We start from the raw sequence: 23,041 nt of genomic DNA, 5'->3' as shown, positions 1-23,041 counted from the left end.
GCGATGAGCATCGAGGTGTCCAACGAATCCGGCATGGACGTCTCCGAGGGGGAGTTGATCAGCGTCGCCCGGTTCGTCATCGAGAAGATGAACGTCAACCCGGCCGCCGAACTGTCGATGGTCCTGCTCGACTTGTCTTCGATGGCCGACCTGCACATGCGCTGGATGGATCTGCCGGGCCCGACTGACGTGATGAGCTTCCCGATGGACGAGCTCCAGTCCGGCGGCCGCCCCGACGCGCCGGAACCGGGTCCCGCCATGCTCGGCGACATCGTGCTCTGCCCGGAGTTTGCCGCCAAACAAGCCGTGACGGCCGGCCACTCGTTGGGGCACGAGCTGGCACTGCTGACGGTGCACGGCGTCCTGCACCTACTGGGCTACGACCACGCCGAACCAGACGAAGAGAAAGAGATGTTCGCGTTGCAACGTGAACTCCTCGAAGAGTGGGTGGCCGACCAGGTCGAGGCATACCACCTCGACCGCCAGACGGAGCGGGACCGGCGATTGCTCGACAAGTCCCGGTACTTCGACGAATGAGCGGACTTCCTCAACTCGTCGGAGTGATCGCGCTCGTCGGGTTCGGTGCGGTGTTCGCGGCGATCGACGCCGCGCTGAGCACGGTGTCGATGGCCCGTGTCGAGGAACTGGTGCGCGAGGAGCGGCCGGGTGCGGTGCGGTTGCAGCGGGTGATGCACGAACGGCCCCGCTACATCAACCTCATCGTGCTGCTGCGCATCGCCTGCGAGGTGAGCGCCACCGTGCTGCTCGCCGCCTACCTGGAGGGCCACCTCGGCGTCAGCTGGGGGCTGACCGCGGCCGCAGGAATCATGGTGGTCGCCAACTTCGTCGCCGTCGGCGTCGGGCCGCGCACCGTCGGGCGCCAGAATGCCTATCCCATCGCGCTGTACACGGCGCTTCCGCTGCAGGCGATTTCGGTTCTGCTCACGCCGATCAGCCGTCTGCTGGTGTTGATCGGCAACGCTCTCACCCCCGGCCGCGGCTTCCGCAACGGACCGTTCGCCTCGGAGATCGAGCTGCGGGAGGTCGTCGACCTGGCGCAGAAGCGCGGGGTGGTGGCCGACGACGAGCGCCGGATGATCCAGTCGGTGTTCGAGCTCGGCGACACCGCCGCCCGTGAGGTGATGGTGCCGCGCACCGAGATGGTGTGGATCGAGAGCGGCAAGACAGCCGGGCAGGCCACCTCGCTGGCGGTGCGCAGCGGACACTCCCGCATACCCGTGATCGGGGAGAACGTCGACGACGTCGTCGGCGTGGTCTATCTGAAAGACCTCGTCCAGCAGACGTACTACTCGATGAACGGCGGCCGCGACACCACCGTCGACCAGGTGATGCGCGACCCGGTGTTCGTACCGGACTCCAAACCGCTCGACGAACTGCTACGAGAGATGCAGCGCGACCGCTACCACATGGCACTGCTGGTCGACGAGTACGGCGCCATCGCCGGGCTGGTCACCATCGAAGACGTGCTCGAGGAGATCGTCGGCGAGATCGCCGACGAATACGACACCGACGAGGTGGCGCCGGTCGAAGAGCTCGGCAACCGGGAGTACCGGGTGTCCGCACGGCTGCCCATCGAGGACCTCGGCGAGCTCTACGACACCGAGTTCGGCGAGGATCTCGACGTCGACACCGTCGGCGGTCTGGTCGCCTTCGAGCTGGGGCGGGTGCCGCTGCCCGGTGCCGAGGTCACCTGGGATGGCCTGCGGCTCAAGGCCGAAGGCGGCCCGGACCACCGCGGCCGGGTGCGCATCGGCACCGTCCTGGTCAGTCCCGCCGAACCCGAGCACGACGACGAGACCGAACCCGAGGAGCGCGGTGACTGAACTCGACCCCGAGGACGGCAAACTGGTCGTACTGGCCCGCGGCGCGATGGTGCGCGCGGAGGCCGCCAGTGGCGCCGCCGTGCGCGACCTCGACGGCCGCACCTACGCCGGCGCCCCCGTCGCACTGGATGCGCTGCCGCTGACCGCCCTGCAGGCGGCGGTGGCCGCGGCGGTGTCGAGCGGCGCCGCCGGGTTCGAGGTGGCGGTGCTGGTCGGCGGCTCGGCCGACGACGCGGGGGTGGCCGCGGTGCGGGAGCTTTCCGCCGGCGCCGCGGTGCTCGTCACCGACCGGACCGGGAAGCCGCTTAGATGGAGCCGGGCGTGAGCGAATTCCGTTCGGGCTTCGTGTGTTTGGTCGGCAGGCCGAACACCGGTAAGTCGACGCTGACGAACGCGCTGGTCGGTGCAAAGGTGGCGATCACTTCGAAGCGGCCACAGACCACCCGGCACACGATCCGCGGCATCGTGCATCGCGACGATTTCCAGATCATCCTCGTCGACACGCCCGGTCTGCACCGTCCGCGCACGCTGCTGGGACAGCGGCTCAACGACCTGGTCAAGGCCACCTACTCCGAGGTGGACGTGATCGGACTGTGCATCCCCGCCGACGAGGCGATCGGGCCGGGGGACCGGTGGATTCACGAGCAGATCCGCGCCGTCGCGCCGAGGACCACCCTGGTCGCCATCGTCACCAAGATCGACAAGGTGCCTCGCGACCGGGTCGCCGCCCAATTGGTCGCGGTCAGCGAACTGGTCGGGCCCGACGCGGAGATCGTGCCCGTCGCGGCGACCACCGGTGAACAACTCGACGTACTGACCGACGTGCTGGCCGGCAAGCTCCCGCCCGGCCCGGCGTTCTACCCCGACGGTGAGTTGACCGACGAGCCCGAGGAAACCCTGATGGCCGAACTCATCCGCGAGGCTGCCCTGGAAGGCGTGCGCGACGAACTGCCGCATTCCCTGGCGGTGGTCATCGACGAGGTGAGCCCGCGCGAGGGACGCTCACCCGAACAGGGTGACCTCGTCGATGTGCACGCGATCCTCTTCGTCGAACGCGACAGCCAGAAGGGCATCGTGATCGGTAAGGGTGGCGCGCGCCTGCGCGAGGTCGGCACGGCCGCACGCACGCAGATCGAGAAGTTACTCGGCACGAAGGTCTACCTCGAGCTGCGCGTCAAGATCGCCAAGAACTGGCAACGCGATCCCAAACAGCTTGGCCGACTCGGCTTCTAAGCCGTCTCGCGCAGGTCCGGGTCGTCACCGGTCGGCGCGTCGTCGGCCGCGGGCGTCCCGGCCGGCCGCACCTGCGGCGTCTCCCACCACGCCTCGGGCTGACGGGCGGCCCACCCGCCGACCGCCTCCAGCTCGGCGGCCAGGGAGATCAGCAGCGGCTCACTCTCGGCGGGGCCCATCAGCTGCACCCCGATGGGGAGTCCGTCGGCAGTGAACCCGGCCGGCACGTTGATCGACGGCCAGCCGAGCAGGTTCCACGGCCAGGTGACCGGACACGCCTTGATCATGGTGCGATCGGTGGCCAGTCCGCCGAGCTCGTCGAAATCGTGGACGCGTGGCGGCGGCTGCGCGGTGGTGGGCGCCAGCACCACGTCACAGAGGTTGAACACCCAGCCGATCCGCCGTTGGGCGGCGGCCTCCTTGGCCCTCGCCTTGCGCAGGACGTGTTCGGAGAGCAGCCGCCCGATCCGCAGGTTCGCCTTCGTGCGCCTGTCGAAATCCACCCCGTACCCGAGCCGCTCGGTCCAGTCCAGCAGCCCAGATGTCGAGCGGGACAGAAAGTTCCACGACATGCCGACGGTGTAGTCGGGGTCCGCTGGCCGCACGCTGTGGCCGAGTTCCTCCAGGTGGCCTGCGACGGTCTGCAACGCCGCCCGGATGTCGGGATGCAGGGTCGCGTGGAAGCCGGTGAACGGGAACTTCGTCGACAACCCGATCCGCAACGGACCCGGCGCCTGGGCGACGGACTGCGACATCCGGACCGGCGCCGGACGGTGCAGGTCGCCGGCCGTGTTGCCCGACGCCGCATCGAGCACCAGCGCCGCGTCGGCGACAGTGCGCGCCAGCACCCCGTTGACGGTGATGCCGTTGAACGCCTCGGCCATCGGCCAGGTCGAGATGCGGCCCCGCTGCGGTTTGATCCCGACGAGATGGCACCAGGCCGCCGGGATGCGCACACTGCCCGCGCCGTCGGAGCCGATCGCCGCGGTGACCAGCCCGGCCGCGACCGCCGCGGCGCTACCTCCCGACGACCCACCGGGAGTGTGCTCGCGCGACCACGGGTTGCGGGTGTGGCCGAACGCCGGTCCGCTGGTGAACGGCCACTGGCCGAGCTCGCAGGTGTTGGTCTTGCCGACGATCACCGCACCGGCGGCGCGCAGCCGGCGGATCACCTCGGCGTCGGCGGTGGCCGGCCGTACCGTGCCGGTGACGCCGAAACGCGTCGGCACGCCGGCGATGTCCACGTCGTCCTTCACGGCGATCGGGATGCCGAGCAGCGGGCGCTGATCGCCGGCGGCGCGTCGGCGGTCGGCCTCGGCGGCGTCGTCGAGGGCCTGTTCGGCCAGCACCACCCGGAACGCGTTGAGCGTCGGCTGGCTGGCGGAGATGGCGTGAAGGGATCGGCGCACCAGGTTTTCCGCCGTCACCGCGCCACTGGCGAGCTGATACAGCTGGTCGGTCAGGGTCGGGAAGGCGGTTCGAGCGGAGCGGGGAGCAGACGAAGCAACCATCGGCTCAACCATATCGGCGCTGCCAACCCAGCATTGTCCGACCGTGGTGGGACACTGGTCGGATGCGGCTGTATCGGGACCGCGCCGTCGTGCTGCGCCAACACAAGCTGGGTGAAGCCGACCGGATCGTCACCTTGCTGACCCGCGACCACGGGCTGGTCCGCGCGGTCGCCAAGGGGGTGCGGCGTACCCGCAGCAAGTTCGGCGCGCGGCTGGAACCGTTCGCCCACATCGACGTCCAACTGCACCCCGGCCGCAACCTCGACATCGTTACGCAGGTGCAGGCGATCGACGCGTTCGCCTCCGACATCGTCAGCGACTACGGGCGCTACACGTCGGCGTGCGCGGTGCTCGAGACGGCCGAGCGCCTCGCCGGTGAGGAGCGCGCCCCGATGCCCGCGCTGCACCGGCTGACCGTCGGCGCGTTGCGCGCGGTCGCCGACGGCAGCCGCCCCCGCGAACTGGTGCTGGACGCATACCTGTTGCGCGCCATGGGAATCGCCGGTTGGGCGCCGGCGCTGGTCGAATGCGCCCGCTGCGCGACCCCCGGCCCGCACCGGGCGTTCCACGTCGCGGCGGGCGGCAGCGTGTGCGTGCACTGCCGGCCGTCGGGGTCGGTGACCCCGCCGCAGGCCGTACTGGCCTTGATGGCCGCGCTGCACGACGGCGACTGGCCGGCCGCCGAGGCGTCGACCGCGTCGCACCGCAACCAGGCCAGTGGGCTCGTGGCCGCCCATCTGCAGTGGCACCTGGAGCGGCAGCTACGCACATTGCCGCTGGTGGAGCGGGTCTACCGGGTCGATCATGCGGTCGCTGATCACCGGATTTCGCTGTTGCGGCAGGATGTGCACCGTGGTGACGAACCGGGTGACCAGCTCGCGGCGGGGAGCTGAGCGCAAGAAGTCGCAATTCCCCCAGCTCGACCCACCTGCTGACGACTATCCGACCTTCCCCGACAAGTCGACGTGGCCGGTACTGTTCCCCGAGCTGCCGCGTAACACCAACGGCAGATTCGCTCGCCCACCTCAGCACACCAGCAAGGCCGCCGCGCCCAAGATTCCCGCCGACCAGGTGCCCCAGCACGTCGCGGTGGTGATGGACGGCAATGGCCGGTGGGCCACCCAGCGCGGACTGCACCGCACCGAAGGCCACAAGATGGGTGAGGCGGTGCTCATCGACGTCACCTGCGGGGCCATCGAAATCGGTATCAAGCATCTGACCGTCTACGCGTTCTCGACCGAGAATTGGAAGCGCAGCACCGAAGAGGTGCGCTTTCTGATGGGGTTCAACCGCGAAGTGGTCCGCCGCCGGCGGGAGAACCTCAACGACATGGGCGTGCGGATGCGCTGGGTCGGATCGCGGCCGCGGATGTGGCGCAGCGTGAGCAAGGAATTCGACATCGCCGAGGAGATGACGGTCGACAACGATGTCATCACCATCAACTACTGCGTGAACTACGGCGGGCGCACCGAGATCGTCGAGGCGGCGCGCCAGCTGGCGCAGGAGGCCGTCGACGGCAAGGTGAACCCGACCCGGATCACCGAGGCCGCGTTCGCCAGACACCTGCACCGGCCCGACATCCCCGATGTCGACTTGTTCATCCGTACGTCGGGGGAGCAGCGGGCCAGCAACTTCCTGCTGTGGCAGTCCGCGTACGCCGAGTACGTGTTCCAGGACAAGCTATGGCCGGATTACGACCGCCGCGACCTGTGGGCGGCGTGCGAGGAGTACGTCAGCCGCAACCGAAGGTTCGGGCGCGCCTGATGGATCTGCAGCCCCGGCTGGCCGCCGTGCTCGACGGGTTCGTCGACGCAATGACCCCCGAACCCGACGGCGCGCTCACGGTGCGCCACGACGGGACGATCGCCTCGCTGCGGGTGGTCACCATCGCCGAAGGCCTCGAACTGGTCTCGCTCACCCAGATCCTCGCCTGGGATCTGCCGCTGGACGCCAAACTGCGCACCGCGGTCGCCGAGCATGCGCACGGCACGCTGCTGGGGACGGTGTCGCTGGCGGCCAAGAGCAGTCCGAAGGAGATCGCGGCGGGCGCCAAGCGCAACTCGAAGAAGGCCGCTGATGTGTTGCTGCGCTATAACTTTCCGGCCGCCGGTCTCGCCGACGAGGCGTTGCGCACCCTGATTCTGCTAGTGCTCAGCGCCGGGGCGGACATCCGCCGGGCGCTAACGGGCTGAGCAGTCCCCGCACAGCCCGAAGATCTCGATGGTGTGGCTGACGTCGGAGAAGCCGTGTTCGCGGGCGATGTCGGCGGCCCACGTCTCGACCTGGCGACCCTGGATCTCGACGGCGGCGCCGCAGGCTCGGCACACCAGGTGATGGTGGTGACCCGCCGAGCAGCGGCGGTAGACCGATTCACCGGTGTCGGTGCGCAGGACGTCGACCAGGCCGGATTCGGCCATCGACTGCAGGGTGCGGTACACCGTCGTCAACCCGATGCCCTCGCCGCGGCGCTTGAGAGCATCGTGCAGTTCCTGGGCCGAGCGAAATTCGTCGAGTCCGTCGAGCAGGTCGGCGATCGCCGCCCGCTGCCGGGTGGCGCGGACCGGAGCCGGGCTCACTGAACGTCCTCCCCGGCGTGCGCGACGGCGTCGGCGACGATGTGCACCAGGTGTGCGTCGACGAGCCGGTAGAGCACCTCGCGGCCGGACCGCTCGCTGGCCACCACCCCCGCCTGTTTGAGGATGCGCAGGTGCTGGCTGACCAGGGGCTGGGGAACGCCCAGCGCGTCGACGAGTTCGTGGACGCAGCGCGCCGAATGCCGGAGATGCAGCACGATTGCGATCCGCACCGGCGCGGCCAGTGCACGCAGCAGCTCACCGGCGGTGTCGAGCACCTCACGCGACGGCAGCGGCGACGACACCCCGTGTTCGGGAGCGGCGTCTGACCCCGCAGTGCTGGAAACGATTTTCATTTGGCCGCCACGATACATGCATCGATCCGCATGTCAACGGCTGCCGACGCGGTGGCGGGAGGGGTCGCGAGCGCCCACTACGCTGGTGCACCGTGGCATCCATCATCGACACCGTTGCGAACCTGGCGAAACGCCGTGGATTGGTCTACCAATCCGGCGAGATCTACGGCGGCACGAAATCGGCGTGGGACTACGGGCCGCTCGGGGTGGAGCTCAAGGAGAACATCAAGCGGCAGTGGTGGAAAGCCGTCGTGACGGCTCGGGACGATGTCGTGGGCTTGGACTCCGCCATCATCCTTCCGCGCGAGGTGTGGGTGGCCTCCGGTCACGTCGAGGTGTTCAACGATCCGCTGGTCGAATGTCTGAACTGCCACAAGCGCCACCGGCAGGACCACATGCAGGAGGCGTACGCCGCGAAGAAGGGCAAGGGCGAGACCGCCGTCGATCCGGACTCGGTGCCGATGACCGAGATCACCTGCCCGGACTGCGGCACCAAGGGTCAGTGGACCGAACCGCGCGACTTCAACATGATGCTCAAGACCTACCTCGGCCCGATCGAGAGCGAGGAGGGGCTGCACTACCTGCGGCCGGAGACCGCCCAAGGCATCTTCGTGAACTTCGCCAACGTGGTGACCACGGCACGCAAGAAGCCGCCCTTCGGCATCGGCCAGATCGGCAAGAGCTTCCGCAACGAGATCACCCCGGGCAACTTCATCTTCCGCACCCGCGAGTTCGAGCAGATGGAGATGGAGTTCTTCGTCGCACCGTCGACGGCCGAGGAGTGGCACCAGTACTGGATCGACACCCGCCTGCAGTGGTACGTCGACCTCGGCATCGACCGTGACAACCTCCGGCTCTACGAGCATCCGAAGGACAAGCTGTCGCACTATTCGGACCGCACGGTCGACATCGAGTACAAGTTCGGCTTCGCCGGCAACCCGTGGGGGGAGCTCGAAGGTGTGGCCAACCGCACCGATTTCGACCTGTCCACCCATTCGAAGCACTCCGGTACCGACCTGTCGTTCTACGACCAAGCGAGCGATCTCCGCTACACGCCGTACGTGATCGAACCGGCGGCAGGGCTGACCCGGTCGCTGATGGCCTTCCTGGTCGACGCCTACACCGAGGACGACGCCCCCAACGCGAAGGGCGGTGTCGACAAGCGCACGGTGCTGAGACTCGACCCGCGGCTGGCCCCGGTCAAGGCCGCGGTGCTGCCACTGTCACGCCACGCCGACCTGTCACCCAAGGCACGTGACCTCGCCGCCGAGTTGCGCAAGAACTGGAACGTCGAGTTCGACGACGCCGGTGCGATCGGCCGTCGCTACCGCCGCCAGGACGAGATCGGCACCCCGTACTGCATCACCGTCGACTTCGACTCGCTCGAGGACCATGCCGTGACGATCCGCGAGCGGGACACGATGACCCAGGACCGCATCGGCCTCGGGGCAGTCAGCGACTATCTCGCGGTGCGGCTCATGGGATGTTAGAAGCGGCCACCGCCGCCGAACATCCCGCCGCCGCCACCGCCGGAGCCGCCGAAGGATCCCGGGCCGAAGCCGCCACCGCCGAAGCCGCCGCGCATACCGCCGCTGAGGATGTTGCCGATCAGGATCCCGCCGATCATCGCGCCCATGTTGCCGCCGCCACCGCCCCCGCCGTAGCGGCCCCGGTAGGCCTGCTGCGCGTGCTGCACGTCGGCGTTGGCGAGTTGCTGCGCCTGCGCGGCGAGCATGGCCGCGCCGTTCGCGTGGGCGATCGCCTCAGACGGGTTGGTGGCGCGTTTGCCGTCCGCGGCGCCGATCTGACGCACCGCCTCGGCCAGCCGGGTTCTGGCTTCCGGGCCGATGCTGCCGCGCCGGGTGTCGATGAAGTCCGACACCGACCGCACCCGAGACCGGGCCACGAACAGTGCCTCCTCCAGCGCCCGGTTCAGCCGTTCGGCGGCCTCGCGTTCCTTTTCGACGGTGGCCAGCAGACGGTCGAGATCGGCATCGGCCTTCGTCAGCTGGGTGAAGGCGCCCAGCGGATCGGTCGAACCCGACTGCTGTGCGGTCGCGACGGCCGCTGAGGCGGCATCACGTGCGGTCGCCAGCTCGGCGCGCTGCGGCACGTCACCGGCGGACAGGAGCTCACCGGCCTGACGGATCCCGGACTGGATGTCCTCGATCACCGCGGGCAGCCGCGTCGCCGCCCGCCGGATGTCGCTGGCGGCGCTGTCCACCGCGTCGAGCAGCGAACTGGCCTGGCTCAACGCGGATTCCGCGGCGCGCACCGCATCGACGAGTTCGCTCTGCTGACCGGCCACCGGCCGGGCTGCCAGCTCCCGGCCGCGGGTGATGTTCTGGTCGGCGAACGTCATCAGTTCTGTCGCGGCATCGACGTTGCCCGCGACCGACGCCAGCGCGGCGGCGTCGAATTCGGTGTGCAGGGCGGCCAGCTTCCGGCGGGACGGTTCGATGCGGGCGGTGACGTCGACGACGCGCTGGGTCAGACGGTCCAGCCGCGACGGCGCGTTGATGACGAGTTCACGCAACCGCTCGAAGTTCTCGGTCTGAGCGTCGAGTTCACCGTCGGCCTTCGCGGCGGCGACGATCACCCGGGTCAACAGGTCCCGACGTTGCGCGGGGGTCTCGGGGATCGCGTCGTCGAGTTGCTGGCGCACGGTGAACGCCTGTGCCAATGTCTGTTTGGCGGCCTCGACCGCGCGGGTGAACGGCTCGGTGCGTTCTTCACCGAATTCCTCGACCGCCAGCGCCAGTTCATTGCTGCTGGTGCGTACGGCGTTGTCCACTTCGACCACCATCGATTTCGACAGTTCGTCGAGGGCGTCGATGGGCACCGACGCCAGCGCGTTCGGATCGCTCGGGTCGAGGCGGCGGGCTCGCTCGATCTCGGCGGCGCGGCGCTTGCGGCGACGCCGCTGGGCCCACACCCACAGGACCACGACGGCGAGTGCGATGACACCCAAGGCGAACAGCAGGCCACCCCAGGCGATTTGGGCCGGTGCGGCGGCGTTGTTCAGACCGTCGGCAGCGGCTATCGCAGCTGCCGCCCAGTCGCCGCCGCGTAGCGCGGGTTCGACCTGGTCGCGCCGCACCTCGTCGACTTCCGCGGCGGTGAGGTCCGGCACCGACGACGGCACCTGCAGTGCGTAAGCGCGGTCGACGGTCGCCACCGCCAGCAGCGCGTCGAAGCTCCCCAGATCGCTGATCTGCATGGTGCTGCGCGCCCAGCTGACCGCACCCTGGCCGGAGAAGTCGTCGACGAACACCACCCACAGCCGGATCTGGCGGTCGGTGTAGAGGCGATCGACGGCCTCCTGGACCTGGCCGCGCTGCGTGGCGGACAGGGCGCCGGCCTGGTCGGTGACGTAACCCGGCAGTCGGAACGGCGGTTCGGCGGCAGTGACCGGCGCAAGGAGGACACCCGCCGTCAGGAAGGTGGCGAGCAGTGCGAGCAGTCGCGTGATGCGCATGGTCGTCAATGTAGTGCCGCGCGCACCCGACCTTGAGGAGACCGACGGACCGTGCTGGCAGACTGTTCCTCGGTGAACCCACGACTGCAGGACAGCTACGACCAGTTCGATCGCCAACGTCGGGTGGCCGAACCGGCGAAGAGCGCTGTCCTGCCGGGCGCCGGCATCGAGCACCGCACCGACTTCGCGCGCGACCGCGCCCGGGTACTGCACTGCGCTGCGCTGCGCCGGCTCGCGGACAAGACCCAGGTGGTTGGCCCGCGGGAGGGGGACACGCCCCGCACCCGGCTGACGCATTCGCTCGAGGTCGCCCAGATCGGTCGGGGGATGGCCGTGGGCCTGGGCTGTGACCCCGACCTGGTCGACCTCGCCGGCCTTGCCCACGACATCGGTCATCCGCCGTATGGGCACAACGGTGAACGCGCGCTCAATGAGATCGCCAAGGCGTTCGGGGGTTTCGAGGGAAATGCGCAGAACTTCCGCATCCTCACCCGGCTGGAGCCCAAAGTCGTTGACCTCGACGGTAGCAGTGCCGGGCTGAACCTGACCCGGGCGGCGCTGGACGCGGTGACGAAGTACCCGTGGCAGCGCGGTGACCGCACGAAGTTCGGCTTCTACGACGACGACGCCCCCGCGGCCGCCTGGGTGCGTAAGGGCGCCCCCGCCGAGCGGCCGTGCCTGGAGGCCCAGGTGATGGACTGGGCCGACGACGTGGCCTACTCGGTGCACGACGTCGAGGACGGCGTCGTCTCCGGCCGCATCGATCTGCGGGTGCTGGCCGACGACGACGCGGCCGCTTCGCTGGCGCGCCTGGGCGCCGAGGCCTTCCCGACCTTGGCGCTCGACGATCTGCTGGGCGCCGCCGAGCGCCTCTCGCAACTGCCGGTGGTGTCGCAGGTCGGCAAGTACGACGGCACCCTGGCCGCCTCGGTCGCGCTCAAACGGATGACCAGCGAACTGGTCGGCCGCTTCGCCAACGCGGCGATCACCGAGACCAGGTCGGTCGCCGGCGAGGGGCTGCTGCGGCGCTTCGACACCGAACTGGCGGTGCCGACGCTGGTGCGCGCCGAGGTGGCGGTGCTCAAGATGCTGGCACTGCAATTCATCATGAGCGACCACGGGCACCTGGGGGTCCAGGCCGACCAGCGCACCCGCATCCACCAGGTGGCCCTGATCCTGTGGGCGCAGGCGCCGAGCAGCCTCGATCCGCTCTTCGCACCGGAGTTCGTCGCCGCCCCCGACGACGGCGCGCGGCTGCGCGTGGTGATCGATCAGATTGCGTCCTACACCGAGGGACGGCTCGAACGAGTGCACGAGGCGCGCTCGCCCAGACCTCTAGACTGAGCTGGTGGCCGGGCGGATTCCAGATCGCGACATCGCGGCCATCCGTGAACGTGTGCGCATCGAGGACGTCGTCGGCGACTACGTGCAACTGCGCCGGGCCGGCGCCGATTCGCTCAAGGGTCTGTGCCCGTTCCACGACGAGAAATCGCCGTCGTTCCACGTGCGTCCCAACCACGGGCACTTCCACTGCTTCGGCTGCGGGGAAGGCGGTGACGTGTATGCGTTCGTGCAGAAGATCGAGCACGTCAGCTTCGTGGAATCGGTGGAACTGCTCGCCGACCGCATCGGCTACACCGTCACCTACACCGGCGGCTCGACTAGCAACGTGCAACGCGACCGGGGCAGCCGCAGCCGGCTGCTGGCTGCCAACGCCGCCGCGAGTGAGTTCTACGCCGAGGCGTTGACATCCGAGGAGGCCGCCCCGGCGCGGCAATACCTCATCGAGCGCAACTTCGACGCCCAGGCGGCCGCCCGCTTCGGCTGCGGCTTCGCCCCGTCGGGCTGGGACAAGCTCACCAAGCACCTGCTGCGCAAGGGATTCGAGTTCAGGGAGCTCGAGGCGGCCGGGCTGTCCCGGGAGGGCAAGCGCGGGCCGATGGACCGTTTCCACCGCCGGCTGCTCTGGCCTATCCGGGCGGCCGGAGGCGAGGTGATCGGGTTCGGTGCGCGGCGCATCTTCGACGACGACCCGATGGACGCAAAGTACGTCAACACCCCCGAGACGGTGCTGTACAAGAAGTCGGCGGTGCTCTTCGGCCTCGACCTGGCCAAGCGCGATATTGCCAAGTCGCACCGGGCCGTCGTCGTCGAGGGCTACACCGACGTGATGGCGATGCACCTGGCCAACGAGACGACCGCCGTCGCGTCCTGCGGTACGGCGTTCGGCGAAGGCCACCTCGCGCTGCTGCGCCGGTTGATGATGGACGACAACTGGTACCGCGGTGAGCTGATCTTCGTGTTCGACGGCGACGCCGCCGGGCAGGCGGCCGCCCGCAAGGCGTTCGACGGTGATCAGCAGGTGGCCGGCAAGTCGTTCGTCGCGGTCGCCGCCGATGGGATGGACCCATGCGATCTGCGGCTCAAGTCGGGGGACAACGCGCTGCGCGACCTGGTGGCGCGGCGGATCCCGATGTTCGAATTCGCCATCCGGAGCCTGATCCCCGCCGGCGACGTCCTCGACAACGACCCGGCCGCGCAGGTGGAGGCGCTGCGCCGCTGCGTGCCGCTGGTGTCCCGGATCCGCGACTATGCACTGCGCGACGAGTACGCGCGCCGGCTGGCGGGCTGGACGGGATGGGCCGACGAGGCCCAGGTGCTCAACCGGGTGCGCGAAGAGGCGGCCAAACGCGGGATGCCCGACCGCGGTCGCCGGCGCAACGGCGCGGACCCGGCGGCCACCGCGCCGCGGCGCGCCCCGGATGTCGCCGCGCGGCCCGATCCGGCGGACCCGACGCTCTGGCCTCAGCGGGAGGCGCTGAAATCGGCGCTGCAGTACCCGGCGCTGGCCGGTCCGGTCTTCGACGTGCTGACCGTCGACAGCTTCACCCATCCCGGCTACCGGGCCGTGCGCACCGCTGTCGAGGCAGCCGGTGGCGCGGCCGCCGGGCTGTCGGGTGCGCAGTGGATCGAGGTGGTGCGCGAGCAGACCGCCAGCCCGCAGGCGGCCAACCTGGTCAACGAGTTGAGTGTCGAGGCCATCCGGGTCGAGGACGACGACAAGCTGCCCCGCTACATCGCCGGTGTCCTGGCCCGGCTCCAGGAGGTCTGGGTGGGCCGTCAGATTGCCGAGGTGAAATCGAAACTTCAGCGCATGTCGCCGGTGGAGCAGGGCGACGAGTACCACGCACTGTTCGGTGACCTGGTGGCGATGGAGGCCTACCGCCGCAGCCTGCTCGAACAGGCCAGCGGCGATGACTTGACTGCGTGAGTGCGCGTAACGCGATATGGTGGGCGCGCTATATACCCGTTGGGGGACGGCGAGCAGGAAGGCAGCACCTGTGGCAACCATGATTCGGGTCCGGCGCTCGGTCGCGATCGGCGCGTTCGCTGCGGTGGCGGTGGCTGCTCCGTTTGCTGTCGCGCTGACCACCACCGCCGATCAAGCCACGCAGGCCGGTCCGGCGTGCCTGGCATGGTTCGGCAACAAGGCCGACGGCAAGTGCCTGGCCTACTCCAACGGAACTGGGGCCACGGTGGGCACCCCAGGGGTCGCGTTCGGTGCAGACGGTATCGGGATCAGCACGGGCCCGCTGTTGCCCGGCACCACCATCGACACGGCCATCGGCAACTAAGCGGCGCCTCACGCCTCACTTCTCGGTGGGTGCCTCCGGGCGCAACACCGCGGTCTGTTCGTCGATCGGCGTCAGATTCACCAGCTGCGGGTCGGGAGAAACCCGTTCGGCGATCTTGCGCCGTGACGTCTCGATGACAGCCCTGGCGGCAGGACTGCTTGTCACCGCGCGGTAGGTGCCCGCGATCTGCTCGTAGCGGCGCCGGCCTGCCTTGGTGCCCATGACATAGCCGACGGCCATCACAGCGACGTACCCGATCACGAAGGCCCTTCCACTCGACGGTGCGTGGTCTCCATCCTGCCTCATGACTGGCGGTTCGCGCCGTGCCAGGGAGCGCGTTGGCGAGGGCACCGGTGCATACGCTAGAGTCATCCCTCGGTCCGCGCGGAAAGCGCACGCCGACATTGCCGTCCCCTGTAGCTCAATTGGCAGAGCATTCGGCTGTTAACCGAAGGGTTGCTGGTTCGAGTCCAGCCGGGGGAGCTTTCGTTTCGTCAGGTGGGTGATCCGCCAGAACGACACCACCTGCACAGGTCTGCCCCGAGAATGGCTTCGTCTGGTACCGGAAGGGGACCCATGACCGATATGCCCGACGACCTGCCCTCGCCCGAGGATTTCCGGCGCAAGCTGGCCCACGTCGATCGTGAGTTCGCCGAGGCCCGCCGCTACCTCTCGGCGTTGTGCGCGGAAGACTACGAGGCGCTCGGTACGCTGATGACCGAAATCCACCACAGCGGACGAGCCATGAAGATCTTGGCGGCGATGGCCGTCCAGGCCCTCGACTTCGCCGAGCTGTCGGCGGACCGCCTCGGCGGCGATGTCCAGAAGTGGCTCCACTTATCGGCGATCGCTCAAGACACCGCCGAGAACGAGCGGGACCAGACCGAACTCGGCGGCGAGGGATGAGCTTCTCGACACCGCCCAACGGCTAAGCCGGTCCCGCCGTCGTCAGTTCGTCGGGGTCCATCATCGCGGCGTAGCGCAGCTGCTCGGGAATACCGAAGCCGTCGACCAGGAGCTCCGCGTGTGGCCGCAGCGAGCGGCACCGCTCGTTGATGCCACGGGTGACCGCCTTCGCGCGCTCGGTCGAAAGGAACCGGTGCTCGATGAACCAGGCTTTGTCGTCTTCGACCACCGACAGCGCGTACAGATCGCAGACCATGCCGAGGATGTTTTTGGCCTCCTCGTCCGCACACGTGTCGATGCCCGCGACGAACGCCTCGAGCACGATCCGGTCGATATGGGCCTGCGCGGTGTGCAGGACGTGGTCCTGCACGGCGTTGAACGCGTCGAACGCCGACATCTCCTTCGACTTGGCCTGCAGCCGCCGGGCCACCGAGGACAGCAGGTACTCCTCGCGATCCTCGAACATCTGCACCTGGGTGCCCCGGTTGAACAGGCTGCCCTCTTCCTCGTTGTCCTGCCGGGTGTCGAGGATGGTCTGCATGATCGTCTCGGCCGCAGTCCTTTTGATCACCCGCGTGCCGACGGTGTTGGCCGCGAAGCGCACCCAGTCCACCGGGCTCATACCCTTGACGTCGTCAGCATAGGCGGTCAGCAATTCCTTCGCGACGAGCTGGGTCAGCACGTGGTTGTCACCCTCGAAGGTGGTGAAAACGTCGATGTCCCCGCGTAGCCCGATGAGCCGGTTCTCGGCGAGGTAGCCGGCGCCGCCGCACGCCTCGCGGGCCTCCTGGATCGCCCGGCTGGCATGCCAGGTGTTGGCCGCCTTGAGGCCGGCCGCGCGGGCCTCAAGTTCCCGTTGCTCCTCGGCGTCGGGGTGCTCCGTGCTCTGCAGTTCGTGACACTTGGCGACCAGCTCGTTCTGCGCGAACTGCAGTGCATACGAGCGGGCCACCAACGGCAGCAGCCTGCGCTGGTGCACCAGGTATTCCATGATGACGACCTCGCCGCCGTCGGGCCCCGAAAACTGCCTGCGCTGCAACGCATACCGGGTCGCGATGTCGAGGGCGACCCGCGCGGCGGCGGCGCCGCTGCCCCCGACAGTGACGCGGCCACGGATCAATGTGCCCAGCATCGTGAAGAAGCGGCGGTTCGGGTTCTCGATGGGCGAGGTGTAGGTGCCGTCCTCGGCCACGTCGCCGTAGCGGTTCAGCAGGTTCTCCCGCGGCACCCGCACGTTGTCGAAGACGATGCGGCCGTTGTCGACACCCGGTAGGCCGCCCTTGTAGTCGCAGTCCGACGTGGTGACCCCGGGCATGTCGTTGCCGTCCTCGTCGCGGATCGGCACCAGCACGCAGTGCACGCCGTGGTGGACCGGCTCGCCGCCCTCGTGGGTGATCAGCTGCGCGAAAACCGCTGCCATCCGGGCTGTTTGGGCGGCGCCACCGATGTAGTCCTTACGGGAGGTCGGGGTGGGGGAGTTCACGACGAACTCCTGGGTCTCCGAGTCGTAGGTGGCCGTCGTCTCGAGGGACTGCACATCGCTGCCGTGTCCGGTCTCGGTCATCGCGAAACAGCCGAGCAGGTCGCAGTCGATGACGCGCTTGACGTACCGCTCGTGGTGGCGTTCGGTGCCGAGGTTCTCCACGGCGCCACCGAACAGGCCCCACTGCACTCCGGCCTTGACCATCAGCGAGAGGTCGCTCATCGCGAGCATCTCGATCTGGGTGGTGGCCGCACCCACATTGCCGTTGCCGCCGTGCTCCTTTGCGAAGCCGTCCTGGGCGGCGCCCTCGGCGGCCATGATCCGCAATTGTTCGTCCACCTTGGTTCGGGCGATGACCGTGTTCGGGGTGTAATGCGGTGTGAAGACCTCGTGGGAGAGTTTGTCCCGCATGTCGTTCTTCACGTCACGCCAGCGGCCGTCGAGGGCGTTTCGCAGATGCTCCGCAGTGGTGGTCACACCTCACGGTAACCTCGCTGTCCATTCCCCGAAACTGTGATACGGCGCACCGAGGTTGGCCTCAGCAAGATGTCATTGGGCGTCAGGAGTTCAATGTCGTCATGACCAACTCCGAGCGGCCCGATCCGGTATCGCCGACAGGCATGCCGCACACGGTCGACCACCAGCACGCCGACGTCACCGGTGGATGGCTGCGGGCGGCCACCTTCGGGGCGATGGACGGTCTCGTCAGCAATACCGCGCTGATCGCCGGTGTGGCCGCGAGCGCGAGCGCGCAAACGGTGGTGCTCAGCGGTGTGGCGGGCCTGCTGGCCGGAGCGTTCTCGATGGCGCTGGGAGAGTACACGTCGGTACAGACGGCCAACGAACAGATCGACTCCGAAGTCGGTCTGGAGCGGCGGTCGTTCCGCAAGCAGCCCCAGGCCGAGCAGGACGAACTCGTCGACATGCTGGTGGAGATGGGCCTGAGCGAAGATACCGCGCGCAAAGCCTCCTCCGAGATCCACCGCGATGAGGGCCGGGCGCTGAACTTCCACCTCGTTCAGGAACTCGGCGTACACCCGGAGGAGAAGCCGTCGCCGTGGGTGGCGGCCGGTTCGTCGTTCGTCATGTTCGCAGTCGGCGCCGTCATCCCGCTCGTCCCGTATCTCCTCGGTTACGAGTCGCTATGGGCGGGGCTGCTGTGCGGCGGCCTCGGCTTGCTCATCGCCGGCGCCGCCGCCGCCCGGTTCACCCGCAAGCCGATCGCCTTCGCCGGAATCCGACAGCTGGGTCTCGGGGCGATCGCGATCGCCGCGACCTATGCCGTCGGGCTGCTGATCGGGACGACCGTCACCTGACTATGTTTCGTTGCCGACCGTCAATGCACGCGCCTCGTCGGTGAGTTCGGACAGTTCGTCTTCGGGGGCGTCGATACCGCGCAGGTATCTGCGGCTGGCGGTCAGCACGCCGGCGGCCGCCAGCACCGCGGCGGCACCCACCCAGTAGGGGAGATGGACGTTGACCTGCTCGCCGAGCACGCCGGCCAGCCACGGCGCGACGGCCGCGCCGCCGAACCGCAGGAAGCTGTAGGCGGCCGATGCGACCGCGCGGTCGACCGGCGCGGCCTTCATGACCGTCTCGGTGATCAGTGTGTTGTTGACGCCGATGAACAGCCCGGCCACCACCACGCAGGTAGCGAGAACGGCCTTGCTGTCGGTGCCGATCGCCATCACCACCAACGTCGCCGTCATTGCGAGCAGGTTCACGATCAAGGTGGGCACCGTCCCGAACCGACGCTGCAGCCGGGGGGCGGCGACGACGGAGGTGAAGGCCAGCGCCACGCCCCAGCCGAAGAAGATGAACCCGATCTGCTGTGCGCTCATGTCCAGCGGGAACGGGGTGAACGCCAGCAGGGTGAAGAAGCCGAAGTTGTAGAGCAGTGCGGTGATCGACGTGCCGAGCAGCCCGCGGTGCCGTAACGCGCGGAACGGGTCGACCAGTGTGGTGGCCCGCTCGGGTCGCGGCGTCGTGGGCAGCAGGATGGCGGTGACCACCACCGCGACGACCATCAACGCTGACACACCGAAAAATGGCCCACGCCAGGAGATCTCACCGAGCACACCGCCGACGAGCGGGCCGACGGCGATGCCGAGCCCGAGCGCCGCCTCGTAGAGGATGATCGCCTGCGCCACCGAACCGCGCGCGGAAGCGACGATCGTCGCCAGCGCCGTCGCTATGAACAGGGCGTTGCCCAGCCCCCACAGCGCCCGCCACCCGATGATCTCCGTGACCGTGCCGCTCATCCCCGCCAGGCCGGCGCCGACGATGATCACCACCAGGCCGAGCAGCAGTGTGCGCTTGGGGCCGATCCGGCTGGAGACCACACCGGTGATCAGCATCGCCACGCCCATCACGGCCATGTAGCTGGTGAACAGCAGCGACACCTGGGACGGGGAGGCGTGCAGGTTGTCGGCGATCGGTTTGAGGATGGGATCGACGAGGCCGATGCCCATGAACGCCACCACGGAGGCGAACGCAACGGCCCAGACGGCTTTGGGTTGGCGCAACATCAGTGGGAGACTCCTGTCTGTCAGCTGTAGGTGGGGGCGAGCAACCGCTCGATGACGTCGACGGCAGCGGCGAGCGTCTGGCGGTCTTCCGGCGAGAGCTGTGCCAACCGCGGGTTGATGGCCGCGGCGCGGTGGATGCGGGCCCGGGCCAGCACCTCCCTGCCCCTGTCGGTGATGCGGATCAGCACCGCCCGCCCGTCCAGCGGGTCGGTGGACCGCGAGACCAGTCCGGCATCTTCCAGCCGACGCACCTGCGTGGTCATGGTGGGCTGCGAACAGTGGTCCAGGGTGGCGAGGTCGGAGATCCGGGCCTCGCCCTGGTCCTCGATCGTCGACAGCAGCCGAACCTGCGCCCAGGGCAGCGGGAGCCGCGTGCGCTGGGTGGCCAACCGGTTGAGCCGGGCGACGACGGCCAGCAGATCGCCGCCGAGATGTTCGCCGCCAGCCAGGGGGGACTCCTCGGTGGCAGGTGTGGTCATGGGTGCCATGATACATAGGAAGGCTATACAGTCCAGCGGCCGTCGCGGCCCGGGCACGCGGGCCCCATGGGGCCGACTGGCAGAATCGGGGGATGACCGCAACCCCGACGCCGAGCCAGCCTCGCCGCGCCGGATCGTTGCAGCCCGGTGAACTGGCCCAGGCCTCGGTGATGGCGGCCCTGTGCGCCGCCACCGCGATCATCGCCGTGGTGGTGCCGTTCGCAGCTGCGTTGTCCCTGCTCGGCACCGTCCCGATGGGACTGCTCGCCTACCGGTACCGGCTCCGCGTCCTGATCGCGGCGACGGTGGCGGGTGCGACCATCGCATTCCTGATCGCCGGCATGGGCGGGATGATGTCGGTGATCGACTGCGCCTACATCGGCGGGCTGACCGGCATGGTCAAACGGCGCGGCCGCGGCACGCCCACGGTGTTCGTCGCGGCCCTGATCGCCGGCACCGCATTCGGTGTGGCGGCGGTGGCGGCCCTGGCCGTCCTGTCCCGCCTGCGCAACCTGATCTTCGATTCGCTGACCGCCAACATCAACGGCATCGCCGCGGTGTTGTCCCAAATCCCGAACCTGGAGGACTCGGCGGAACGGCTCAAACGCGACTTCGCGACGGCGCTGGACTACTGGCCGCTCGTCATCGCCGGCTCCGGTGTCCTCAGCATCACCATGGTGACGCTCATCGGATGGTGGGCGCTGTCGCGGGTCCTCGGTCGTCTAGTCGACATTCCGGACGTGCACAAACTCGAGGCCCCGGCCGAGAGCGGGCCCGTCGCGCCGGTCCCCACCGAACTGCGCGACGTACGGTTCCGCTATCCCAACACCGGGCAGGACGCGCTCGGTCCGGTGTCGCTGACCGTCGGCCCCGGCGAACATGTCGCCGTCACCGGCGCCAACGGATCGGGCAAGACGACGCTCATGCTTGTGCTGGCCGGGCGCGAACCGACCGCCGGCACCGTGACACGCCCTGGTGCGGTCGGGCTGGGGCGCCTCGGGGGCACCGCTGTCGTCATGCAGCACCCGGAGAGCCAGGTACTTGGCACCCGTGTGGCCGACGACGTCGTCTGGGGGCTGCCGCCCGGCACGAAGACCGACGTGTCCAGGTTGCTGTCCGAGGTGGGCCTCGACGGTATGGAGGAGCGCGACACCGGTGGGCTCTCCGGTGGCGAATTACAGCGGCTCGCCGTGGCCGCCGCGCTGGCCCGCGAACCGGCGCTGCTGATCGCCGACGAGGTCACCAGCATGGTCGACCAGCAGGGCCGCGAGGGCGTCATCCAGGTGCTGTCCGGGCTGACGCAACACCACGACATGTCGCTGGTGCACATCACCCACTACAACGACGAGGCCGGCGTCGCCGACCGCACCATCAACCTCACCGGGAACGGCGGCGCATCCGACAACGCCGAGATGGTGGAGACCGCCGACGCCCCCACCGGCACCACACCTGTGGCCGACACCGGCGCCGCACCCGTACTGGAGCTGGTCGGCGTCGGACACGAATACGCCACTGGAACGCCATGGGCCAAGACAGCGCTGTGCGACATCGACTTCGCGGTCCCCGAAGGTGACGGCTTGCTGATCCACGGCCTCAACGGCTCGGGGAAGTCGACACTGGCCTGGATCATGGCGGGCCTCACCGTGCCGACCACCGGCACCTGCCTGCTCGACGGCGCACCCGTCTCCGACCAGGTCGGAGCCGTCGCGATCTCGTTCCAGGCGGCGCGGTTGCAGTTGATGCGCAGCCATGTCGACCGCGAGATCGCCTCGGCCGCGGGGTTCTCGCACCACGACCACGACCGCGTCGGGCGGGCCCTCGCGACGGTCGGTCTGGACCCGACGATGGCGTCCCGGCGAATCGACCAGCTCAGCGGCGGCCAGATGCGCCGCGTCGTGCTGGCCGGCCTGCTGGCCCGCAAACCGCGCGCGCTGATCCTCGACGAGCCCCTGGCCGGGCTCGACGCCGCCAGCCAGCGTGGATTTCTGCGTCTGGTCACCGACCTTCGACGCAACGCGGGTCTCACCGTGGTCGTCATCTCCCACGACTTCTCCGGGTTGGAGGAGCTGTGCCCGCGCACACTGCATCTGCGCGACGGTCTGCTCGCGCCCGCTTCGGCGACCGCGGGAGGCCTGTCGTGACCGCTCCCGCCCGCAAACCGCGTAGGCCGGTGGTGCTGCTGCGTCCGGTTCCGGGCCGCTCGGTCATCCACGACCTGTGGGCGGGCACCAAGCTCATCGCGGTCGCCGCGATCGGGGTGCTGCTCACCTTCTACCCGGGCTGGGTGCCGATCGCCGCGGTCGCCGTGCTGGTGCTGGTCGCGGGGCGGGTGGCACACATTCCGCGCGGGACGCTGCCGTCGATCCCGGTCTGGCTGTGGGGTCTGTTGTTCCTCGGCGGCCTGACGGCGACGTTCGGCGGCGGGGATCCCGTCGTGGCGCTGGGGTCGGTCGAGGTGGGGCTCGGCGGGCTGTTCAACTTCCTACGCATAACGGCGCTGTCGATCGTGCTTCTGGGCCTTGGCGCGATGGTCTCGTGGACCACCAACGTCGCCGAGATCGCGCCGGCCGTCGCGAAACTCGGCCGCCCGCTGCGGCGGGTCCGGATTCCGATCGACGACTGGGCGGTGGCGATCGCGTTGGCGCTGCGGGCGTTCCCGATGCTCATCGACGAGTTCGCGACGCTGTACGCCGCGCGGCGGCTGCGGCCCAAACAGCACCTGTCGAGCCGCAAGGTTCGGCGCAAGCGGTGGCTGATCGAGATCGTCGACCTGCTCGCGGCGGCGGTGACGGCCGCGCTGCGCCGTGCCGACGAGATGGGCGACTCGATCACCGCGCGCGGCGGCACCGGCCAGATCTCGGCCGCGCCGTCGGGACCCAAGGCGCGCGACTGGATCACCCTGGCGATCATCGTCGTCGTGTGCGGTGCCGCGCTCGCGGTGGAATTGACCGTGCTGCCGACGAGTTCGGCGCCCACCTGATCGGTGCCACCGGCGCACCGCCGCTACGGTGGAGC

23 protein-coding genes, 1 tRNA gene and 2 pseudogenes are annotated in these 23,041 nt (G+C 69.0%); 18 read left to right on the top strand and 8 right to left on the bottom strand.

The genetic code is table 11. From position 1 onward, the window contains the following. Positions 1-3: 3 nt before the first annotated feature. The 4 genes from ybeY to era are packed head-to-tail and all read left to right on the top strand — an operon-like array spanning position 4 to position 3,077. Complete coding sequence (ybeY, locus tag G6N07_RS12615) at positions 4-537, top strand: rRNA maturation RNase YbeY (protein ID WP_085189894.1); 534 nt, start codon at positions 4-6, stop codon at positions 535-537. Continuing rightward, a complete protein-coding gene (locus tag G6N07_RS12610; RefSeq protein ID WP_085189896.1) occupies positions 534-1,844 on the top strand; it encodes a hemolysin family protein in 1,311 nt (436 codons plus the stop codon). The genes ybeY and G6N07_RS12610 overlap by 4 nt, the downstream gene beginning before the upstream one ends. Further along, positions 1,837-2,169 (top strand): cytidine deaminase-like protein, encoded by a 333-nt coding sequence (locus G6N07_RS12605; RefSeq protein ID WP_085189898.1) that lies wholly within the window; start codon positions 1,837-1,839, stop codon positions 2,167-2,169. The genes G6N07_RS12610 and G6N07_RS12605 overlap by 8 nt, the downstream gene beginning before the upstream one ends. Next, on the top strand, positions 2,166-3,077 hold the full coding sequence (gene era, locus G6N07_RS12600) for a GTPase Era (protein ID WP_085189974.1): 912 nt from the start codon (positions 2,166-2,168) through the stop codon (positions 3,075-3,077). Before G6N07_RS12605 ends, era begins: the two co-directional genes overlap by 4 nt. Here the strand turns inward: era and G6N07_RS12595 are convergent. Continuing rightward, positions 3,074-4,588 carry an amidase gene (locus tag G6N07_RS12595; protein WP_085189976.1) on the bottom strand — a complete coding sequence of 505 codons (1,515 nt, stop codon included), beginning with the start codon at positions 4,586-4,588 and terminating at the stop codon, positions 3,074-3,076. The two genes, era and G6N07_RS12595, sit on opposite strands and share 4 nt — an antisense overlap. 62 nt (positions 4,589-4,650) lie before the next feature. Between G6N07_RS12595 and recO the strand changes: the two genes are divergently transcribed. Genes recO through G6N07_RS12580 form a run of 3 tightly spaced genes read left to right on the top strand, consistent with a single transcriptional unit; the run spans position 4,651 to position 6,780 of the window. Further along, positions 4,651-5,481: a DNA repair protein RecO gene (gene recO / locus G6N07_RS12590; protein WP_085189900.1), complete on the top strand. Its 831-nt coding sequence runs from the start codon at positions 4,651-4,653 to the stop codon at positions 5,479-5,481. Beyond that, positions 5,456-6,352 (top strand): decaprenyl diphosphate synthase, encoded by an 897-nt coding sequence (locus G6N07_RS12585; protein ID WP_099050195.1) that lies wholly within the window; start codon positions 5,456-5,458, stop codon positions 6,350-6,352. Before recO ends, G6N07_RS12585 begins: the two co-directional genes overlap by 26 nt. Further along, on the top strand, positions 6,352-6,780 hold the full coding sequence (locus tag G6N07_RS12580; protein ID WP_085189904.1) for a hypothetical protein: 429 nt from the start codon (positions 6,352-6,354) through the stop codon (positions 6,778-6,780). The genes G6N07_RS12585 and G6N07_RS12580 overlap by 1 nt, the downstream gene beginning before the upstream one ends. Here G6N07_RS12580 and G6N07_RS12575 read toward each other — a convergent pair. Next, on the bottom strand, positions 6,769-7,164 hold the full coding sequence (locus G6N07_RS12575; RefSeq protein WP_085189906.1) for a Fur family transcriptional regulator: 396 nt from the start codon (positions 7,162-7,164) through the stop codon (positions 6,769-6,771). The genes G6N07_RS12580 and G6N07_RS12575 overlap by 12 nt on opposite strands. After that, on the bottom strand, positions 7,161-7,517 hold the full coding sequence (locus G6N07_RS12570) for an ArsR/SmtB family transcription factor (RefSeq protein WP_085189908.1): 357 nt from the start codon (positions 7,515-7,517) through the stop codon (positions 7,161-7,163). The genes G6N07_RS12575 and G6N07_RS12570 overlap by 4 nt, the downstream gene beginning before the upstream one ends. Positions 7,518-7,609: 92 nt before the next feature. Between G6N07_RS12570 and G6N07_RS12565 the strand changes: the two genes are divergently transcribed. Beyond that, positions 7,610-9,007 carry a glycine--tRNA ligase gene (locus G6N07_RS12565; RefSeq protein ID WP_085189910.1) on the top strand — a complete coding sequence of 466 codons (1,398 nt, stop codon included), beginning with the start codon at positions 7,610-7,612 and terminating at the stop codon, positions 9,005-9,007. Here the strand turns inward: G6N07_RS12565 and G6N07_RS12560 are convergent. After that, positions 9,004-10,995: a TPM domain-containing protein gene (locus tag G6N07_RS12560; RefSeq protein WP_085189912.1), complete on the bottom strand. Its 1,992-nt coding sequence runs from the start codon at positions 10,993-10,995 to the stop codon at positions 9,004-9,006. The two genes, G6N07_RS12565 and G6N07_RS12560, sit on opposite strands and share 4 nt — an antisense overlap. Before the next feature lie 72 nt (positions 10,996-11,067). On the opposite strand from G6N07_RS12560, the gene G6N07_RS12555 reads away from it, so the two are divergent. The 3 genes from G6N07_RS12555 to G6N07_RS12545 all read left to right on the top strand — a co-directional run bounded on the left by G6N07_RS12555 (position 11,068) and on the right by G6N07_RS12545 (position 14,630). Continuing rightward, entirely contained in the window at positions 11,068-12,339 is a 1,272-nt protein-coding gene (locus G6N07_RS12555; RefSeq protein WP_085189914.1) for a deoxyguanosinetriphosphate triphosphohydrolase, read from the top strand. 4 nt (positions 12,340-12,343) lie between these two features. Further along, on the top strand, positions 12,344-14,266 hold the full coding sequence (gene dnaG / locus G6N07_RS12550; RefSeq protein ID WP_085189916.1) for a DNA primase: 1,923 nt from the start codon (positions 12,344-12,346) through the stop codon (positions 14,264-14,266). 70 nt (positions 14,267-14,336) lie between these two features. Then, on the top strand, positions 14,337-14,630 hold the full coding sequence (locus G6N07_RS12545; protein WP_085189918.1) for a DUF7155 family protein: 294 nt from the start codon (positions 14,337-14,339) through the stop codon (positions 14,628-14,630). Positions 14,631-14,645: 15 nt separating this feature from the next. Here G6N07_RS12545 and G6N07_RS12540 read toward each other — a convergent pair whose 3' ends face one another. Then, entirely contained in the window at positions 14,646-14,891 is a 246-nt protein-coding gene (locus G6N07_RS12540) for a hypothetical protein (RefSeq protein ID WP_085189920.1), read from the bottom strand. A 149-nt stretch (positions 14,892-15,040) separates the two neighbouring features. On the opposite strand from G6N07_RS12540, the gene G6N07_RS12535 reads away from it, so the two are divergent. Then, a tRNA-Asn gene (locus G6N07_RS12535) sits at positions 15,041-15,113 on the top strand. Between the two features lie 93 nt (positions 15,114-15,206). After that, positions 15,207-15,536 carry a hypothetical protein gene (locus G6N07_RS12530; protein ID WP_085189922.1) on the top strand — a complete coding sequence of 110 codons (330 nt, stop codon included), beginning with the start codon at positions 15,207-15,209 and terminating at the stop codon, positions 15,534-15,536. A 22-nt stretch (positions 15,537-15,558) separates the two neighbouring features. Here the strand turns inward: G6N07_RS12530 and G6N07_RS12525 are convergent, their stop codons facing one another. Next, positions 15,559-17,496 (bottom strand): acyl-CoA dehydrogenase family protein, encoded by a 1,938-nt coding sequence (locus G6N07_RS12525; protein ID WP_085189924.1) that lies wholly within the window; start codon positions 17,494-17,496, stop codon positions 15,559-15,561. 101 nt (positions 17,497-17,597) lie between these two features. Here G6N07_RS12525 and G6N07_RS12520 point away from each other — a divergent pair, with 101 nt between their 5' ends. After that, positions 17,598-18,335, top strand: a complete 738-nt coding sequence (locus G6N07_RS12520) for a VIT1/CCC1 transporter family protein (RefSeq protein WP_085189926.1) — start codon at positions 17,598-17,600, stop codon at positions 18,333-18,335. On the opposite strand, the gene G6N07_RS12515 is transcribed toward G6N07_RS12520, so the two are convergent. Both G6N07_RS12515 and G6N07_RS12510 read right to left on the bottom strand, forming a co-directional pair. Next, positions 18,336-19,547 carry an MFS transporter gene (locus tag G6N07_RS12515; RefSeq protein ID WP_085189928.1) on the bottom strand — a complete coding sequence of 404 codons (1,212 nt, stop codon included), beginning with the start codon at positions 19,545-19,547 and terminating at the stop codon, positions 18,336-18,338. Positions 19,548-19,567: 20 nt separating this feature from the next. Continuing rightward, complete coding sequence (locus G6N07_RS12510; RefSeq protein WP_085189930.1) at positions 19,568-20,035, bottom strand: MarR family winged helix-turn-helix transcriptional regulator; 468 nt, start codon at positions 20,033-20,035, stop codon at positions 19,568-19,570. 83 nt (positions 20,036-20,118) lie between these two features. On the opposite strand from G6N07_RS12510, the pseudogene G6N07_RS21015 reads away from it, so the two are divergent. From G6N07_RS21015 to G6N07_RS12500, 4 genes and pseudogenes are all read left to right on the top strand, one after another. Further along, positions 20,119-20,745: pseudogene (locus G6N07_RS21015) on the top strand (cobalt ABC transporter ATP-binding protein); the annotation flags it as partial. Between the two features lie 21 nt (positions 20,746-20,766). Then, positions 20,767-21,261, top strand: a pseudogene (locus tag G6N07_RS21010) (ATP-binding cassette domain-containing protein); the annotation flags it as partial. 12 nt (positions 21,262-21,273) lie between these two features. Further along, positions 21,274-22,167, top strand: a complete 894-nt coding sequence (locus tag G6N07_RS21005; RefSeq protein ID WP_372507520.1) for an ABC transporter ATP-binding protein — start codon at positions 21,274-21,276, stop codon at positions 22,165-22,167. After that, positions 22,164-23,006 (top strand): CbiQ family ECF transporter T component, encoded by an 843-nt coding sequence (locus G6N07_RS12500; protein WP_085189934.1) that lies wholly within the window; start codon positions 22,164-22,166, stop codon positions 23,004-23,006. Before G6N07_RS21005 ends, G6N07_RS12500 begins: the two co-directional genes overlap by 4 nt. The last annotated feature ends 35 nt before the right edge of the window (positions 23,007-23,041 follow it).

Source organism: Mycolicibacterium doricum (genome assembly GCF_010728155.1).
Taxonomy (GTDB): Bacteria; Actinomycetota; Actinomycetes; order Mycobacteriales; family Mycobacteriaceae; genus Mycobacterium; species Mycobacterium doricum.
This window is presented reverse-complemented; position numbering and strand designations above follow the sequence as displayed.

Coding starts and splice junctions, on each gene's coding strand:
- ybeY (WP_085189894.1), top strand. CDS start 4: ATGAGCATCGAGGTGTCCAACGAATCCGGCATGGACGTCTCCGAGGGG.
- G6N07_RS12610 (WP_085189896.1), top strand. CDS start 534: ATGAGCGGACTTCCTCAACTCGTCGGAGTGATCGCGCTCGTCGGGTTC.
- G6N07_RS12595 (WP_085189976.1), bottom strand. CDS start 4,588: ATGGTTGCTTCGTCTGCTCCCCGCTCCGCTCGAACCGCCTTCCCGACC.
- recO (WP_085189900.1), top strand. CDS start 4,651: ATGCGGCTGTATCGGGACCGCGCCGTCGTGCTGCGCCAACACAAGCTG.
- G6N07_RS12580 (WP_085189904.1), top strand. CDS start 6,352: ATGGATCTGCAGCCCCGGCTGGCCGCCGTGCTCGACGGGTTCGTCGAC.
- G6N07_RS12570 (WP_085189908.1), bottom strand. CDS start 7,517: ATGAAAATCGTTTCCAGCACTGCGGGGTCAGACGCCGCTCCCGAACAC.
- G6N07_RS12560 (WP_085189912.1), bottom strand. CDS start 10,995: ATGCGCATCACGCGACTGCTCGCACTGCTCGCCACCTTCCTGACGGCG.
- G6N07_RS12530 (WP_085189922.1), top strand. CDS start 15,207: ATGACCGATATGCCCGACGACCTGCCCTCGCCCGAGGATTTCCGGCGC.
- G6N07_RS12520 (WP_085189926.1), top strand. CDS start 17,598: ATGACCAACTCCGAGCGGCCCGATCCGGTATCGCCGACAGGCATGCCG.
- G6N07_RS12515 (WP_085189928.1), bottom strand. CDS start 19,547: ATGTTGCGCCAACCCAAAGCCGTCTGGGCCGTTGCGTTCGCCTCCGTG.
- G6N07_RS12510 (WP_085189930.1), bottom strand. CDS start 20,035: ATGGCACCCATGACCACACCTGCCACCGAGGAGTCCCCCCTGGCTGGC.
- G6N07_RS21005 (WP_372507520.1), top strand. CDS start 21,274: ATGGTCGACCAGCAGGGCCGCGAGGGCGTCATCCAGGTGCTGTCCGGG.